The sequence below is a fragment of the Streptomyces sp. NPDC041968 genome (assembly GCF_055589025.1).
The window spans coordinates 598,516-612,604 of sequence record NZ_JBVJCB010000001.1; the positions used below are offsets into that span (position 1 = coordinate 598,516).

At 69.7% G+C, this 14,089-nt stretch carries 13 protein-coding genes; 4 read left to right on the forward strand and 9 right to left on the reverse strand.

The genetic code is table 11. From position 1 onward, the window contains the following. Positions 1-35: 35 nt before the first annotated feature. The gene (locus ACZ6EG_RS02780) at positions 36-1,202 is read right to left on the reverse strand and encodes an HpcH/HpaI aldolase/citrate lyase family protein (protein WP_391967842.1); all 1,167 of its coding nucleotides are present in this window, start codon (positions 1,200-1,202) and stop codon (positions 36-38) included. 209 nt (positions 1,203-1,411) lie between these two features. Here ACZ6EG_RS02780 and ACZ6EG_RS02785 point away from each other — a divergent pair, with 209 nt between their 5' ends. After that, entirely contained in the window at positions 1,412-2,359 is a 948-nt protein-coding gene (locus ACZ6EG_RS02785; protein ID WP_469600945.1) for a TerD family protein, read from the forward strand. Positions 2,360-2,384: 25 nt separating this feature from the next. Here ACZ6EG_RS02785 and ACZ6EG_RS02790 read toward each other — a convergent pair whose 3' ends face one another. The 6 genes from ACZ6EG_RS02790 to ACZ6EG_RS02815 form a co-directional block, all read right to left on the reverse strand. After that, positions 2,385-3,122 carry a TerD family protein gene (locus ACZ6EG_RS02790; protein WP_356611343.1) on the reverse strand — a complete coding sequence of 246 codons (738 nt, stop codon included), beginning with the start codon at positions 3,120-3,122 and terminating at the stop codon, positions 2,385-2,387. Between the two features lie 190 nt (positions 3,123-3,312). After that, positions 3,313-4,455, reverse strand: a complete 1,143-nt coding sequence (locus ACZ6EG_RS02795; RefSeq protein WP_361011301.1) for a DUF475 domain-containing protein — start codon at positions 4,453-4,455, stop codon at positions 3,313-3,315. 49 nt (positions 4,456-4,504) lie between these two features. Then, positions 4,505-5,080: a TerD family protein gene (locus ACZ6EG_RS02800; RefSeq protein ID WP_053130134.1), complete on the reverse strand. Its 576-nt coding sequence runs from the start codon at positions 5,078-5,080 to the stop codon at positions 4,505-4,507. Positions 5,081-5,189: 109 nt separating this feature from the next. Further along, the gene (locus tag ACZ6EG_RS02805; RefSeq protein ID WP_053130137.1) at positions 5,190-5,765 is read right to left on the reverse strand and encodes a calcium homeostasis/redox stress adaptation protein; all 576 of its coding nucleotides are present in this window, start codon (positions 5,763-5,765) and stop codon (positions 5,190-5,192) included. 151 nt (positions 5,766-5,916) lie between these two features. Continuing rightward, positions 5,917-6,375 carry a peroxiredoxin gene (locus tag ACZ6EG_RS02810; protein ID WP_384688066.1) on the reverse strand — a complete coding sequence of 153 codons (459 nt, stop codon included), beginning with the start codon at positions 6,373-6,375 and terminating at the stop codon, positions 5,917-5,919. A gap of 124 nt (positions 6,376-6,499) precedes the next feature. Further along, positions 6,500-6,937 (reverse strand): DUF3052 domain-containing protein, encoded by a 438-nt coding sequence (locus ACZ6EG_RS02815; protein ID WP_053130143.1) that lies wholly within the window; start codon positions 6,935-6,937, stop codon positions 6,500-6,502. A gap of 386 nt (positions 6,938-7,323) precedes the next feature. Between ACZ6EG_RS02815 and aceE the strand changes: the two genes are divergently transcribed. Next, positions 7,324-10,080, forward strand: coding sequence for a pyruvate dehydrogenase (acetyl-transferring), homodimeric type (gene aceE / locus ACZ6EG_RS02820; protein ID WP_469600952.1), 2,757 nt, complete (start codon positions 7,324-7,326; stop codon positions 10,078-10,080). A gap of 80 nt (positions 10,081-10,160) precedes the next feature. Beyond that, positions 10,161-11,006: a potassium channel family protein gene (locus ACZ6EG_RS02825; RefSeq protein ID WP_469600955.1), complete on the forward strand. Its 846-nt coding sequence runs from the start codon at positions 10,161-10,163 to the stop codon at positions 11,004-11,006. A 37-nt stretch (positions 11,007-11,043) separates the two neighbouring features. On the opposite strand, the gene ACZ6EG_RS02830 is transcribed toward ACZ6EG_RS02825, so the two are convergent. Beyond that, on the reverse strand, positions 11,044-11,352 hold the full coding sequence (locus ACZ6EG_RS02830) for a small hydrophobic protein (protein WP_469600958.1): 309 nt from the start codon (positions 11,350-11,352) through the stop codon (positions 11,044-11,046). A 230-nt stretch (positions 11,353-11,582) separates the two neighbouring features. Beyond that, positions 11,583-13,205, reverse strand: coding sequence for an MFS transporter (locus tag ACZ6EG_RS02835; RefSeq protein WP_391967847.1), 1,623 nt, complete (start codon positions 13,203-13,205; stop codon positions 11,583-11,585). Positions 13,206-13,350: 145 nt separating this feature from the next. On the opposite strand from ACZ6EG_RS02835, the gene ACZ6EG_RS02840 reads away from it, so the two are divergent. Then, positions 13,351-14,025, forward strand: a complete 675-nt coding sequence (locus ACZ6EG_RS02840) for a TetR family transcriptional regulator (RefSeq protein ID WP_469600963.1) — start codon at positions 13,351-13,353, stop codon at positions 14,023-14,025. Positions 14,026-14,089: the final 64 nt, after the last annotated feature.

Consider the following 14,089-nt stretch of genomic DNA (forward strand, 5'->3'; position numbering starts at 1 on the left):
CAGGGGTCCTTGCGTCGGTCATGGGTTCCTTGCGTTCATTCGGCCAGGCCGGCGGCGAGCAGTTCCACGAAGCCGATGTCCTCGTTCGCCACCCCGAAGACCTCGGCACGCAGCAGCGTCCGTTCGGCCCAGGCGCGGTGGGGCTTCACCTCGTTCATCTTGTTCGTGTAGGCCGACCTGAGGACACCCCCACCGCAGCGTTCCGGCCGCAGGATGTCCGCCGCGTCGCTGTACTCCTCGTGGCTGACGACGGACAGCGCGTGCACGGGCAGGACGTGCGAGGGGTGGATGCAGGTCTTGCCCAGCAGGCCGTTGGCGCGGTCCAGGGAGATCTCCCGCAGCAGACCGTCCATGGAGTGTTCGATCAGCTTCTGCCGCAGCGCGACGGCCCGGCCCTCCAGGAAGGGGCTCTGGCGCAGTTGCGGTTTGAACATCCGCTCCTGGACGCGGAAGTACTCCCAGACCGGTCCGGTCACCGTGAACCCGGTGCCGTCGACGCGGGCCAGCATGTTGACCACGTCGGCGATGACGGAGGCGACGATCTGGATGTCGTACGCCGTCATGTCGGGGCCCCTGCGCAACCCGTAGGAGGAGCAGAAGTCGGTCACGCCGAGCCGCAGGGCGAGCACCCGGTCGCGGTACTTGTCGACCGCGCGGAAAATGCCCTCCAGCGTCTGCACGCGGGACTCCCGGTACAGCAGGTCGGGCGACTCCAGCACGGGCATGGCGAAGAGCCTGCGGCCGCAGGCCGCCTCGGCCGCGGAGAGGGCCTCCAGGAAGGGCACACCGCGTTCCTCGGTGAACTTCGGCAGCACGAAACCGGACAGCAGGCGCACCGCGGGGCCGAGGCGGCGGACGAGGTCGGGTATCTGCTCGGGGGTGCGGACCCGGACGAACAGCAGGGGGACGTCGGCGCCGGAACGTTCCGCCAGGTCCGTGAGCTGGCGGACGAGGTTCTCCTCGCCGGCCGGTACGTCGGCGTCGTCGATCGAGTCCTCCAGGCACAGCACCATCGACACCACACCGGCGGCGCCCTGCTTGAGGATGTCGTCGGCGAGTCTGGGCCGGGTGGCCGGGCTGTACAGCGTGGCGCCCAGGGCCGCGGCGAGCAGCCGGGCCGGGGAGTCCGCGGTGAAGGTGCAGGGCTCCTTGTGGAAGAGGCGCTTCCGCACTTCGGGGGCAATCTGCCCGAAATGACGCATGAGAACTCCCCCGCTAGTGTCTGGGCGACCTGCGAACTGTCCGAAGGTGGCCGGTAATAGTACGTACGTATCCATGTCGGAGGTTCCCACCTGGCATGAATTCCAGGTAACCCGGTCGTGTCGACGGCGGCGACCGGGGCGGGGCGCCACGGACCGGGTACCCGCCCCCCGCATTGTCGTGACCAGGACCGAGAGGGCAGGATGACGGCATGACGCACGCGATGCTGAAGGGGTCGAACGTCCCGCTGCAAGCCACCACGGTACGCGCCGTACTGCGCTGGACGCCCGGGCAGGGGGTCCCCGACGTCGACGCCTCCGCGTTGCTCCTGGGGGCGGACGACCGCGTGCGTTCCGACGAGGACTTCGTCTTCTACAACCAGCCTCGGCACCCCTCGGGCCAGGTCTGGCGGCTGGGCAAGAAGCGGGTCGGCGAGGACCTGACCGACACGATCCAGACGGATCTGACCGGGGTCGAGGCCTCGGTGGGCCGGATCCTGCTGGTGGCGTCGGCGGACGGCGTCTCCTTCGACCGGGTCCGCTCCCTGCGCATCCTGCTGCACGACGCCTCGGCCGCCGACGCGGAACCGCTGGCGTACTTCGACGTCAAGCCGGAGACGGGCCAGGAGACGGCGCTGATCTGCGGCGAGCTGTACCGGCGCGGGGAGGGGTGGAAGTTCCGGGCGCTGGGCGAGGGCTACTCGAACGGGCTCAAGGGCCTGGCGACCGACTTCGGCATCTCGGTGGACGAGTCGGAGGGGGCGGAGGACCCCATGGCGGCCCCGCGGCCCGGATCGTCCGCGCACACGTCGGACCGGTCCACGCCCCCGCGGTCCACGCCCGCCCCGCCGACGGCCGGTCCGGACGAGCCGACGACCGTGCAGCCCCTTCCGGAGGTCTCGCGTCCGCTGCCGCCGGAGCAGCCCCCGGGGGTACCGGCCCAGCCCGCCTACGGCTATCCGCAGCAGCCGCCGGCGGCCCAGCCGGCCTACGGCTATCCGCAGCCGGCCGGCCGCCCCGACTACGGGTACCCGCAGGCGCCCGCCGCGGCGGGGATCACCGGTGCGCAGTCCGGCTACGGCTACCCGCCGCCGGCTACCGGGACGCCCGACCCGGACTTCCGGCTGCCGCCGCAGGGCCCCCAGTTCATCGGACGCTAACGGGCGCGGGAGGCACGGCCGGGCGTCAGCGCTCGGCCTTGCTCTTGTGGCCCCGGCCCCACTGCAGGCCCCACCCGTACAGCCGGTCCAGCTCGCCCTGGAAGCCGTACACGAACTTCACCTCGCGGCGGACGAGGATCTCGCCCTTCACGTTCTCGATCATCACCACGGCGCAGGACCGGGCCTGCGGGTGACGCTCGTCGAGGCCTATCTCGATGCGCGGGCCGTTGCTCGGGTACAGCGTGACGATGGCGTGCGTCCGGTCGAAGGCCGGGGTCTGGTCGTAGATGTAGGCGAAGAGCAGGAGGCGCTTGATGGCGTCCTTGTGGTCGAGGTTGACGTAGATCGTCTCCCCGGAGGCGGAGCCGAACCGGTCGTCGCCGCTGAGCTTGACGTACGGCGGGGCGTTGACGTCGCCGAGGAAGCCGCCGAGCGGCTGGACGACCCCGCGGGTGCCGTCCTGGAGCTCGTAGAGGCAGCCGAGGTCGAGGTCGACGTTGACCATGCTCTGGCTGTGGCCGACGACCTCGGGGGGCTTGAGCGCCTTTAGGGGGTGCCGCAGCAGGCTCTCGCGCTGCGAACCCATGATGTCCGAGGTCCGCATCCGCCAGGTGAGGTTGACGCGCAGGTTGCCGGTGGCCGCGCCCTGCCGGTCCAGGGAGACCTGGCTGTGCCGTTTGGTCAGCTGGATGGAGTTGGTCGCCGCGCTGCCCGAGTCGAACTCGCTCTCGCGGCCGCGCCACAGCCCGTCCAAGAAACCCATTCCCGCCCCCATCTCATCGACCGCCGAACGCCGAACGCCGACACAGACCGCTGACGCAGACCGCCGACGGGGCGGCCCCGAGGAAACGTCCTCGTCGACCGCCCCGCACAGAGCGTTCCTCGTCCGGGCCCTGTTCACACCAACGGAGCAGGCGCACCGGGGGTGAACCCGGCCCGGGAAGAGCAGGGTTTCACACCCCGGAGGAGACCTCCGCCTTCTCCTTGCCGCCGTCGCCCCCGGCCGCGGCGAGCCGCTTGTTGCGGCGGACCGAGGACCAGAAGGAGGCGCCGATCAGGACCACGCCGATCATGCCGGTGATGAACTCGTTGATCTCGTACTGGATGGTCACCAGGAGGACGGCGGCGAGGGCGCCGATGGCGTAGTGGGCGCCGTGCTCCAGGTAGACGTAGTCGTCGAGGGTGCCCTCGCGGACCAGGTAGACGGTCAGGGACCGCACGTACATGGCGCCGATGCCGAGGCCCAGGGCCATCAGGACGATGTCGTTGGTGATGGCGAAGGCGCCGATGACGCCGTCGAAGGAGAACGAGGCGTCCAGGACCTCCAGGTAGAGGAACATGAAGAACGCGGCCTTGCCGGCCAGCTTGACGGCCGACTTGGGCTTGCCGGCCCGTTCGGCCTGCTCCTCGGCCTCGTGCTCGCGCTCCTCTTCCTCTTCGAGCTTGTCCTCGAAGAAGCCGGAGAGGCCGCCCACGACCAAATAGGTGATCAGACCGCCGATGCCGGAGAGCAGGACCGTCTCGGCCTTGTCGGCGTGGGTGCCGCCGTGCTGGTGGGCGTGGGCGCCGAAGGTGATGGCGGAGACCAGCAGCACGATCAGGGCGATGCAGACCGACAGCATGTCGACCTTGCCGAGCTTGGCCAGCGCGCGCTCCAGCGGAGCGAGCCACTTGATCTCCCGGTCCTCGAAGATGAAGTCGAGGAAGATCATCAGGAGGAACATGCCACCGAAGGCGGCGATCGACGGATGGGCGTCCGTCACCAGCTCCTGGTAACGGTCCTTGTCGGTGAGGGCGAGGTCGACGGCCTCGATCGGCCCGAGCGACGCGCTGATGGCGACGATCACGACCGGGAAGACCAGGCGCATGCCGAAGACGGCGATCAGGATGCCGATGGTGAGGAAGATCTTCTGCCAGAAGGCATTCATCTTCTTCAGGATCCCGGCGTTGACCACCGCATTGTCGAAGGACAGCGAGATCTCCAGGACGGACAGGATCGCCACGACGCCGAAGGCGGCCCACCCCCCGTAGAAGACCGCGGCCACCAGGCCGAGCGCGGTGACCGCGAACGACCACCCGAAGGTTTTCAGAACCACTGGCTACCCAATCGTATGTGTACGGGGCTCCCCCGCGCCGTACGCGGCTTTACGAAACGTTGACTCCGAAGTCTAGAGCGATGCCCCGGAGTCCCGACGCGTACCCCTGTCCCACCGCGCGGAACTTCCATTCCCCCTGGTAACGGTAGAGCTCACCGAAGATCATCGCAGTCTCCGTGGAGGCGTCCTCGCTGAGGTCGTACCGGGCGAGCTCCTGGCCGTCGGCCTGGTTGACGACCCGGATGAAGGCGTTGCTGACCTGGCCGAAGGTCTGGCCCCGCTCGTCGGCCATGTGGATCGAGACCGGAAAGACGATCTTGTCGCAGTGGGCCGGTACCGCCGAGAGGTCGACCAGCACCGACTCGTCGTCACCGTCACCCTCACCGGTGAGGTTGTCGCCGGTGTGCTCGACGGAGCCGTCCGGGCTCTTGAGCTGGTTGTAGAAGACGAACCACTCGTCGCCGAGCACCCGGCCGCTGCTGCACACCAGCGCGCTGGCGTCCAGGTCGAAGGGTGCTCCGGTGGTGGAACGCGCGTCCCAGCCCAGCCCGACCAGTACCTGTGTGAGGTTCGGTGCGGCCTTGGACAGGGAGACGTTGCCCCCCTTGGCAAGCGTGACGCCCATGGTGATCCCTCCCCGGGTGATGGTTCTCGGGTTTCCTGCGCGTCCGGCGCCGCACGTAAACCGTGCGGCGCCGGACGGTCGGGGCTGTCGCCCCGGATGTGGCGGTGACTCAGACGTTCACGCCGAAGTCCTGCGCGATGCCGCGCAGGCCCGAGGCGTAGCCCTGGCCGATGGCGCGGAACTTCCACTCCGCGCCGTGCCGGTACAGCTCACCGAAGACCATGGCGGTCTCTGTGGAGGCGTCCTCGGACAGGTCGTACCGGGCGATCTCGGCGCCGCCGGCCTGGTTGACGACGCGGATGAACGCGTTGCGCACCTGGCCGAAGGACTGCTGGCGGTTCTCGGCGTCGTAGATCGAGACCGGGAAGGTGATCTTCTCGACGTCGGCGGGGACGGTGGCGAGGTCGATCTTGATCTGCTCGTCGTCGCCCTCGCCCTCACCGGTGAGGTTGTCGCCGGTGTGCTCGACCGATCCGTCCGGGCTCTTCAGGTTGTTGAAGAAGATGAAGTGCGCGTCGCTGGCGACCTTGCCGCCGCTGTTCAGCAGCAGCGCGCTGGCGTCGAGGTCGAAGTCGGTACCGGTCGTGGTGCGGATGTCCCACCCCAGACCGACGATGACCGCGGTGAGGCCGGGGGCCTCCTTGGTCAGCGAAACGTTGCCGCCCTTGCTGAGGCTGACTCCCACGAGTCCTCCATTGGTGTCCAGGGGCGGGGAGCCCCGTAGTGCGTGGATATCGGATCAACGATTCGATCCTAGTGACGGGTTCCCGCCCCCCGCAGGCCCTGGGACCGACAAATCACTCGGTGTCGAGGTCGCATGTCGAGGTCGGTGCCGGTCAGAGGGAGTCGAGCGCCTTCACGTACTCGGTCAGGTCGCGGGCGTCCGGCAGGCCGTTGCGCACGGTCCAGCGGACGACGCCCTCCCGGTCGATGATGAAGGTGCCGCGGACGGCGCACCCCTTGTCCTCGTCGAAGACGCCGTACGCGCGCGAGACGTTGCCGTGCGGCCAGAAGTCGGACAGCAGCGGGTACTCCAGACGCTCCTGCTCGGAGAAGACGCGCAGGGTGTGGATGGAGTCGTTGGACACGGCGAGGACCTGGGTGTCGCGGTCGGAGAACTGCGGAAGGTTGTCCCGCACCTCGCACAGCTCACCGGTGCACACGCCGGTGAAGGCGAACGGGTAGAAGAGCAGCACGACGTTCCTGCGGCCGCGGAAGTCGGACAGCCGGACGGTCGCGCCGTGGTTGTCCTTCAGCTCGAAGTCGGGGGCCTTGTCGCCGACCTGGATCGCCATGTCCTGTTCGTCCCTTCCGAGGATGGTTCGCTGGGAACACCCTACGCAGGGACCCTCACGGACCCGCGGACGGGCCGACGGCGGTCGGCCCGTCCGGAGTCGGGTGGGTGCGGAGCCCGGCCGGCTACCGCTTGGACTTGGCGGCCTTGGGCGTGGCCAGTCGGCTGCCGCTCCAGTCCTTGCCGACGCTGACGCTCTTGGACGCCGTCAGTCCGGCCGTCGTCGCGGCTTCCGAGATGTCACTGGCCTCGACGTACCCAGACCGGCCGGTCTTCGGCGTCAGAAGGAGGATCGACCCGCCTTCTTCGATGTACGTGGTGGCATCCACCAGCGCATCCGTCAGGTCGCCGTCGTCGTCACGGAACCACAGCACGACGGCATCGGCCACGTCCTCGTAGTCCTCGTCCACCAGCTCGCCCTCGACGGCGCCCTCAATGGCCTCGCGGAGCTCCTGGTCGACGTCGTCGTCGTAGCCGATCTCCTGGACCACCTGCCCGGGCTGGAAACCCAGCCTGGCGGCAGGGTTCGTCCGCTCCTCCGCGTGGTCCGCGGTCGCGCTCACGGGTTGCCTCCTGATCATGTCTTGGTGAATGTCTCAGCCACGCGCGTGCGCGAAGCATTGGCCGTAGTCCACACGGGCGGGACGGATCGCGCAAGTACCCGGCGACTGGGACCGCCGAAACGGTGACGATCCCGGCCGTGTCGCCGCAACTCCAGCCATGCCGTCCAGACCAAAGGTGACGCACACCACACCTATCTGCCCCGTTTGCGTATTTGGGAACCACGTGTGGGTACGAGACTCGAATGAACGTGCCCCCGATCCCCATGGGGGAACCGGTTACCCCACGGTACAGATGACGTTTGCCCTCGCGAGGTACACGATGGTGAATCGGCGGGGAATCGGCGCAGACACCCGGCAAAGTGGCCCTCCGACAGCGAAGGAACAGCGTGGCTTCCGCATCCGATCGCAATGATCGCAGTCCGATCATCATTGGCGGCCTCCCGAGTCAGGTCCCCGACTTCGACCCCGAGGAGACCCAGGAGTGGCTCGACTCCCTCGACGCCGCCGTCGACGAACGCGGCCGGGAGCGGGCCCGCTACCTGATGCTGCGGCTGATCGAGCGGGCCCGTGAGAAGCGCGTGGCCGTGCCCGAGATGCGCAGCACGGACTACGTCAACACCATCCCGACCAAGAGCGAGCCGTTCTTCCCGGGCAACGAGGAGATCGAGCGCAAAATCCTCAACGCCACCCGCTGGAACGCGGCGGTGATGGTCTCGCGCGCCCAGCGGCCCGGCATCGGCGTGGGCGGGCACATCGCGACCTTCGCCTCCTCGGCTTCCCTGTACGACGTGGGCTTCAACCACTTCTTCCGGGGCAAGGACGAGGGCGACGGCGGCGACCAGGTCTTCTTCCAGGGCCACGCCTCGCCGGGCATCTACGCGCGCGCGTACCTGCTCGACCGGCTCAGCGAGGAGCACCTGGACGGCTTCCGGCAGGAGAAGTCCAAGGCGCCGCACATGCTGTCCTCGTACCCGCACCCGCGGTCGATGCCGGACTTCTGGGAGTTCCCGACGGTCTCGATGGGCCTCGGCCCGATCGGGGCGATCTACCAGGCCCGGATGAACCGCTACATGCACGCGCGCGGCATCGCGGACACCTCGCGCTCGCACGTGTGGGCCTACCTCGGCGACGGCGAGATGGACGAGCCCGAGTCGCTGGGCCAGCTCTCCATCGCCGCCCGCGAGGGCCTGGACAACCTGACCTTCGTGGTCAACTGCAACCTCCAGCGCCTGGACGGCCCGGTGCGCGGCAACGGCAAGATCATCCAGGAGCTGGAGTCGGTCTTCCGGGGCGCCGGCTGGAACGTGATCAAGCTGGTGTGGGACCGCACCTGGGACCCGCTGCTCGCACAGGACCGCGACGGCGTGCTGGTCAACCGGATGAACACCACGCCCGACGGCCAGTACCAGACCTACGCCACCGAGTCCGGCGCCTACATCCGCGACCACTTCTTCGGCGACGACCACCGGCTGCGCGCGATGGTCGAGAACATGACCGACGACCAGATCCTGCACCTGGGCCGCGGCGGTCACGACCACCGGAAGATCTACGCGGCGTACAAGGCGGCCCTGGAGCACAAGGGCCAGCCGACGGTCATCCTGGCCAAGACGATCAAGGGCTGGACGCTGGGGCCGAACTTCGAGGGCCGCAACGCCACGCACCAGATGAAGAAGCTGACGGTCGACGACCTCAAGCGCTTCCGCGACCGGCTGCACCTGCCGATCTCCGACAAGGAGCTGGAGTCCGGCCCGCCGCCGTACTACCACCCCGGCCGGGACACCGAGGAGATCCAGTACATGCACGACCGCCGGCTGGGTCTCGGCGGCTACGTCCCGACCCGCGTGGTGCGGGCGAAGCCGCTCGCGCTGCCGGACGCCAAGACGTACGCGACCGTGAAGAAGGGGTCCGGCCAGCAGTCCATCGCGACGACGATGGCCTTCGTGCGGCTCCTGAAGGACCTCATGCGGGACAAGAAAATCGGCAAGCGGTTCGTACTGATCGCGCCGGACGAGTACCGCACGTTCGGCATGGACTCCTTCTTCCCGAGTGCGAAGATCTACAACCCGCTCGGGCAGCAGTACGAGTCGGTGGACCGGGAGCTGCTGCTGGCCTACAAGGAGGCGCCGACCGGGCAGATGCTGCACGACGGCATCTCGGAGGCCGGCTGCACGGCCTCGCTGATCGCGGCCGGATCGGCGTACGCCACGCACGGCGAGCCGCTGATCCCGGTCTACGTCTTCTACTCGATGTTCGGTTTCCAGCGCACCGGCGACCAGTTCTGGCAGATGGGCGACCAGTTGGCGCGCGGTTTCGTATTGGGCGCGACCGCAGGCCGCACGACCCTGACCGGTGAGGGGCTCCAGCACGCGGACGGCCACTCGCAGCTGCTGGCCTCGACGAACCCGGCGTGCGTGGCGTACGACCCGGCCTTCGGCTTCGAGATCGCGCACATCGTCGAGGACGGGCTGCGCCGGATGTACGGCGGGGACGAGCAGCACCCGCACGGCGAGGACGTCTTCTACTACCTCACCGTCTACAACGAGCCGATCCGGCACCCCGCCGAGCCGGAGAACGTGGACGTCGAGGGCATCCTCAAGGGCATCCACCGCTTCAGCGAGGCCACCGGCGGTTCGATCCCGGCGCAGATCATGGCGTCCGGCGTCGCGGTGCCGTGGGCCGTGGAGGCGCAGCGGATCCTCGCCGAGGAGTGGGACGTGCGGGCCGACGTCTGGTCGGCGACCTCCTGGAACGAGCTGCGGCGCGACGCGGTGGCCTGCGAGGAGCACAACCTGCTGCACCCCGAGGAGGAGCAGCGGGTCCCGTACGTGACGCGCAAGCTGGCCGGTGCGCAGGGCCCGTTCGTGGCGGTCTCCGACTGGATGCGGGCGGTGCCGGACCAGATCGCGCGCTGGGTGCCGGGCACGTACCAGTCGCTGGGCGCGGACGGATGGGGCTTCGCGGACACCCGCGGTGCGGCGCGGCGGTTCTTCCACATCGACGCGGAGTCGATCGTGGTGGGGGTGCTGAGCGAGCTGGCGCGGGAGGGGAAGGTCGACCGGTCGGTGCTGAAGCAGGCGGTGGACCGGTACCGGCTGCTCGACGTGACGGCGGCCGACCCGGGCGTGGCCGGCGGGGACGCCTAGGCGCGGGCATGGCGTCCGGGGCTCGGCGGGGTTCCGACTCCGCCGTCCCGGGCGGCCTCGGCGCTCCCTACGATGCGGGGATGGCGCGTACGGGCGAGGGCATCGAGGGGCGGACGGCACGGGAGCGTTGGGAGCGGCGCACCCAGCGGCCGCTGCTGGCGCTGGCCGTGCTGTTCGCCGTGGCGTACGCGGTCCCCATCGTGAACAGTTCGGCGAGCGGCTCCCTGACCCGGGCGTGCGCGCTGGCGGAGTGGCTGGTGTGGGCGGCCTTCGTCGTGGACTACGTGGTGCGGCTGGTGCTCAGCGAGGACCGCCGGCGGTTCGTCCGTACGCACTGGCTGGACCTGTGCGCGGTGGCGCTGCCGATGCTCCGGCCGCTGCGGCTGCTGCGGCTGGTCTCCACCCTGCTGCTGGTCGGGCGGCGTGCCCGGATGGCCCCGCAGATCCGGCTGACGACGTACGTCGCCGGGGCGGTGGTGGGGCTGCTGATGTTCGGTTCGCTCGCGGTGCTGTCCGTGGAGCGGGACGCGCCCGGCGGGAACATCCGCACGCTGGGGGACGCGCTGTGGTGGTCGTTCACCACGATGACGACCGTGGGGTACGGGGACCACGCGCCGACCACCGGGGTGGGGCGGTTGCTGGCCGTCGGCCTGATGCTGTCCGGCATCGCCCTGCTCGGTGTGGTGACGGCGAACATCGCGGCGTGGTTCCTCGCGCGCTTCGAGCGGGACGACGTGGAGGAGCGGCGGCAGACCGAGGCGATCCGGGCGCTGACGGAGGAGGTGCGGGCCCTGCGGGCGGAGGTCGCGGGGCTGAGGGGGACCGCGGAACCCGGGCCTGCCGGTGCTGCTCCCGCCTCCGTTCCCGGTCCCGTGTCCGTTCCCGTCTCGGCCCCTGTCCCCGCGGCCTCCGACGCTGCGGAGTAGCGGAGGCGCGGGTGCTCTCCCCCGACGTGGTCGCAGGTCAGAGGAGACCGTTGCCCAGGGGTGCCGCGCCGATGAGCCACAGGACCGCCAGGACCGTGTCGATGACCCCCAGGACGACCGCGACCACGGCCGGAACCGGGCGGGGGCCCGCCCAGGTGCGGCCCATGGCCAGTCGGCCGCAGACGATCGCGGCGGGGCCGAGGACGATCCCCAGCACGAACAAGCCGGCGACCGCGCAGACGAGTCCGACGACGGCGAGGGTCGCGCGATCCGGCCCGGTCCGTGACCACGTCCGGCCACGTGAGCGGGGGAGCCTGCGCGATCCGGTGCCGAAGCTTGCCATCATCAACTCCCTGAACTCATCGTGGAGTTCGGGTACCCCCCTGCGGCGGCTCATGCCTGCCGCGGAGGCGCTGCCCGCGCGCTGCCCCCCTCCGGCAGCGCGCCGCAGCCTCTCGTCCCCCGTGCCCTGCGGAGGACTTGACCCACTGTGACCTGCACGGTCGGCGGGAGGGGAGGGTTCTCCGGCCCTGTCACCCGGATGGGCGAAACAGGGCCGGGGACGCGCGGAACTCCTCAGATGTGGCCCACGCCCGCGCCGGCCTCCGCGTTCGCGCCGCGCTTGGTGAGGAAGGCGACCAGCACGGCGACGGCCGCGACACCGGCGGCCACGAGCGACGCGAGGCTCATGCCGGAGATGAAGGTGTCGTGCGCGACCTCCGTGACCTTCGCGACCATCGGCCCCGGCATGCCCTCGGCCACCGGTGCCGCGCCGACCTGGACCGCCTCGGAGGCCTGACCCAGCTCTTCCGGCGTCAGCTTCGGAAGGCCGGCGTCCGCCCAGTTGCCCGCCAGGTCGTTGTCGACCTTGGAGGCCATCACGGCGCCCAGCACGGCCGTGCCCAGGCTGCCGCCGATCTGCATCGCCGCCTGCTGGAGACCGCCGGCGACACCGGACAGCTCCATCGGCGCGTTGCCGACGATGACCTCGGTGGCACCGACCATGACGGGCGCGAGGCCGAGGCCCAGCAGGGCGAACCAGAGCGACATGACGCCGCTGCCGGTGTCCTTCTCCAGCGTGGACATGCCGTACATGGCGAGCGCGGTGAACGCCATGCCCCCCGCGAGCGGGATGCGCGGGCCGACCTTGGTGATCATCACGCCGGCCAGCGGCGAGCCGACGATCATCATGCCGGTGAGCGGCAGCAGGTGCAGGCCGGCGTCGACGGGGCTCATGCCGTGCACGTTCTGGAGGTAGAACGTCACGAAGAACAGACCGCCCATGAAGGCGATCGCCATCATGACCATGAGGACGACACCCGCCGACAGCGGAACGGAACGGAACAGCCCCAGCGGGATCAGCGGCTCCCTGACCCTCGTCTCCCAGAAGGCGAACAGCCCGAAGCCCACGACGGACACCACGAGGAACAGCCACGTCTTCCCGTCGCCCCAGCCCCATTCGGGGGCCTTGATGAGCGCCCAGACCAGACAGAACATCGCGGCGGACAGCAGGGCTATGCCGAGGACGTCGAAGGAGCGCGGGGCGTTCACCGCGCGGTGGTCCAGCAGGATCATGACGCCGAGGACCACGGCGAGGACGCCCACCGGCACGTTGATGAAGAACACGGACTGCCAGTTGACGTGCTCGACCAGGACGCCGCCGAGGATCGGTCCGCCCGCGGTGGAGGCGCCGATGACCATGCCCCAGATGCCGATGGCCATGTTGAGCTTCTCGGCCGGGAAGGTCGCCCGGAGCAGGCCGAGCGCGGCCGGCATCAGCAGGGCACCGAAGACGCCCTGGAGCACGCGGAAGCCGACGACCAGCGGAATGGTGTCGGACAGGCCGATGGCACCGGAGGCGGCGGCGAAGCCGACCACGCCGATGAGGAAGGTCTGCCGGTGGCCGAAGCGGTCACCGAGCTTGCCCGCGGTGATCAGCGAGACCGCGAGGGCGAGGAAGTAGGCGTTGGTGATCCACTGGACGTCGGCGAAGCTGGCCTTCAGGTCGACCTGGATGGCCGGGTTGGCGATGGCCACGATGGTGCCGTCGAGGGCCACCATCATGACCCCTACGGCGACGGTGACGAGGGTGAGCCACGGGTGGCCGCGCAGTCCGCCGGCCGGTGCGGGGCCCGACACACCGGACGAGGTCCCCCCGTCCCCCGGTCCCGTCTTGTCGATGGTGGTCTGACTAGTCATACGTTCGAGGCTAGTGACAGTCACTGACAGTTGACAAACCATTTCACTAGTCGGTAACTGACATGTCATCTCCCTCTAGCCTGAACTGCGGAAACGACGGCGGGGCAGCAGGCCGGCGCCGACCCGAGGAGCGAACCTTTTGAACATGGCGGACACGGCCACACCACCGGGCCTGCGTGAGCGCAAGAAGCAGCGCACCCGGGACACGCTGCTGCGGTCCGCCCTGGAGCTGTTCACGGACCGGGGCTACGAGGAGACGACCGTCGACGACATCGCCGAGACGGCCGATGTCTCGCAGCGCACCTTCTTCCGCTACTTCGCCAGCAAGGAGGACGCGGCCTTCTTCGTGGCGCGGCTCGCGGAGTCGCACTTCGTCGAGGCGGTGCGCCGCCGCCCGCCCGGCGAGGCGCCGCTGGACGCCATGCGCCAGGCGCTCGACGAGAGCTGGGACACCATCGGCGAGGCCGTGGAGCGGCTGGTCCCGCTGGAGCTGCACATGCGCTTCTACCAGGTGATCGAGTCGACGCCCGCGCTGCTCGCCGCCCATCTGCGGCGGGCGGCCGAACTGGAGGAGGAGATCGCCCGGGTCGTCGCCGACCGCGAGGGCCTCGACCTCGACGCGGACCCGCGCCCCCGCGTGGTCGTGGCCGTCTTCGGCGCGGTGATCCGGGTGGCGGAACGGATCTGGTCGGCGCGCGGCGACGCCAGTCTCGCGGCGCTGCGCGAGCTGGCCGCCGCCCACCTCGACCAGGTGGAACCCGCGCTCACGGGCGACCGGCGGAGCGCCCACGGGGCCGGACGGGCGGAACCAACCCCGTAGCGCATGATCGAAACGTGATCCGTGTCACTGGATTCCCGCGAGACCGTCCCGTTCTCCTAGTGTG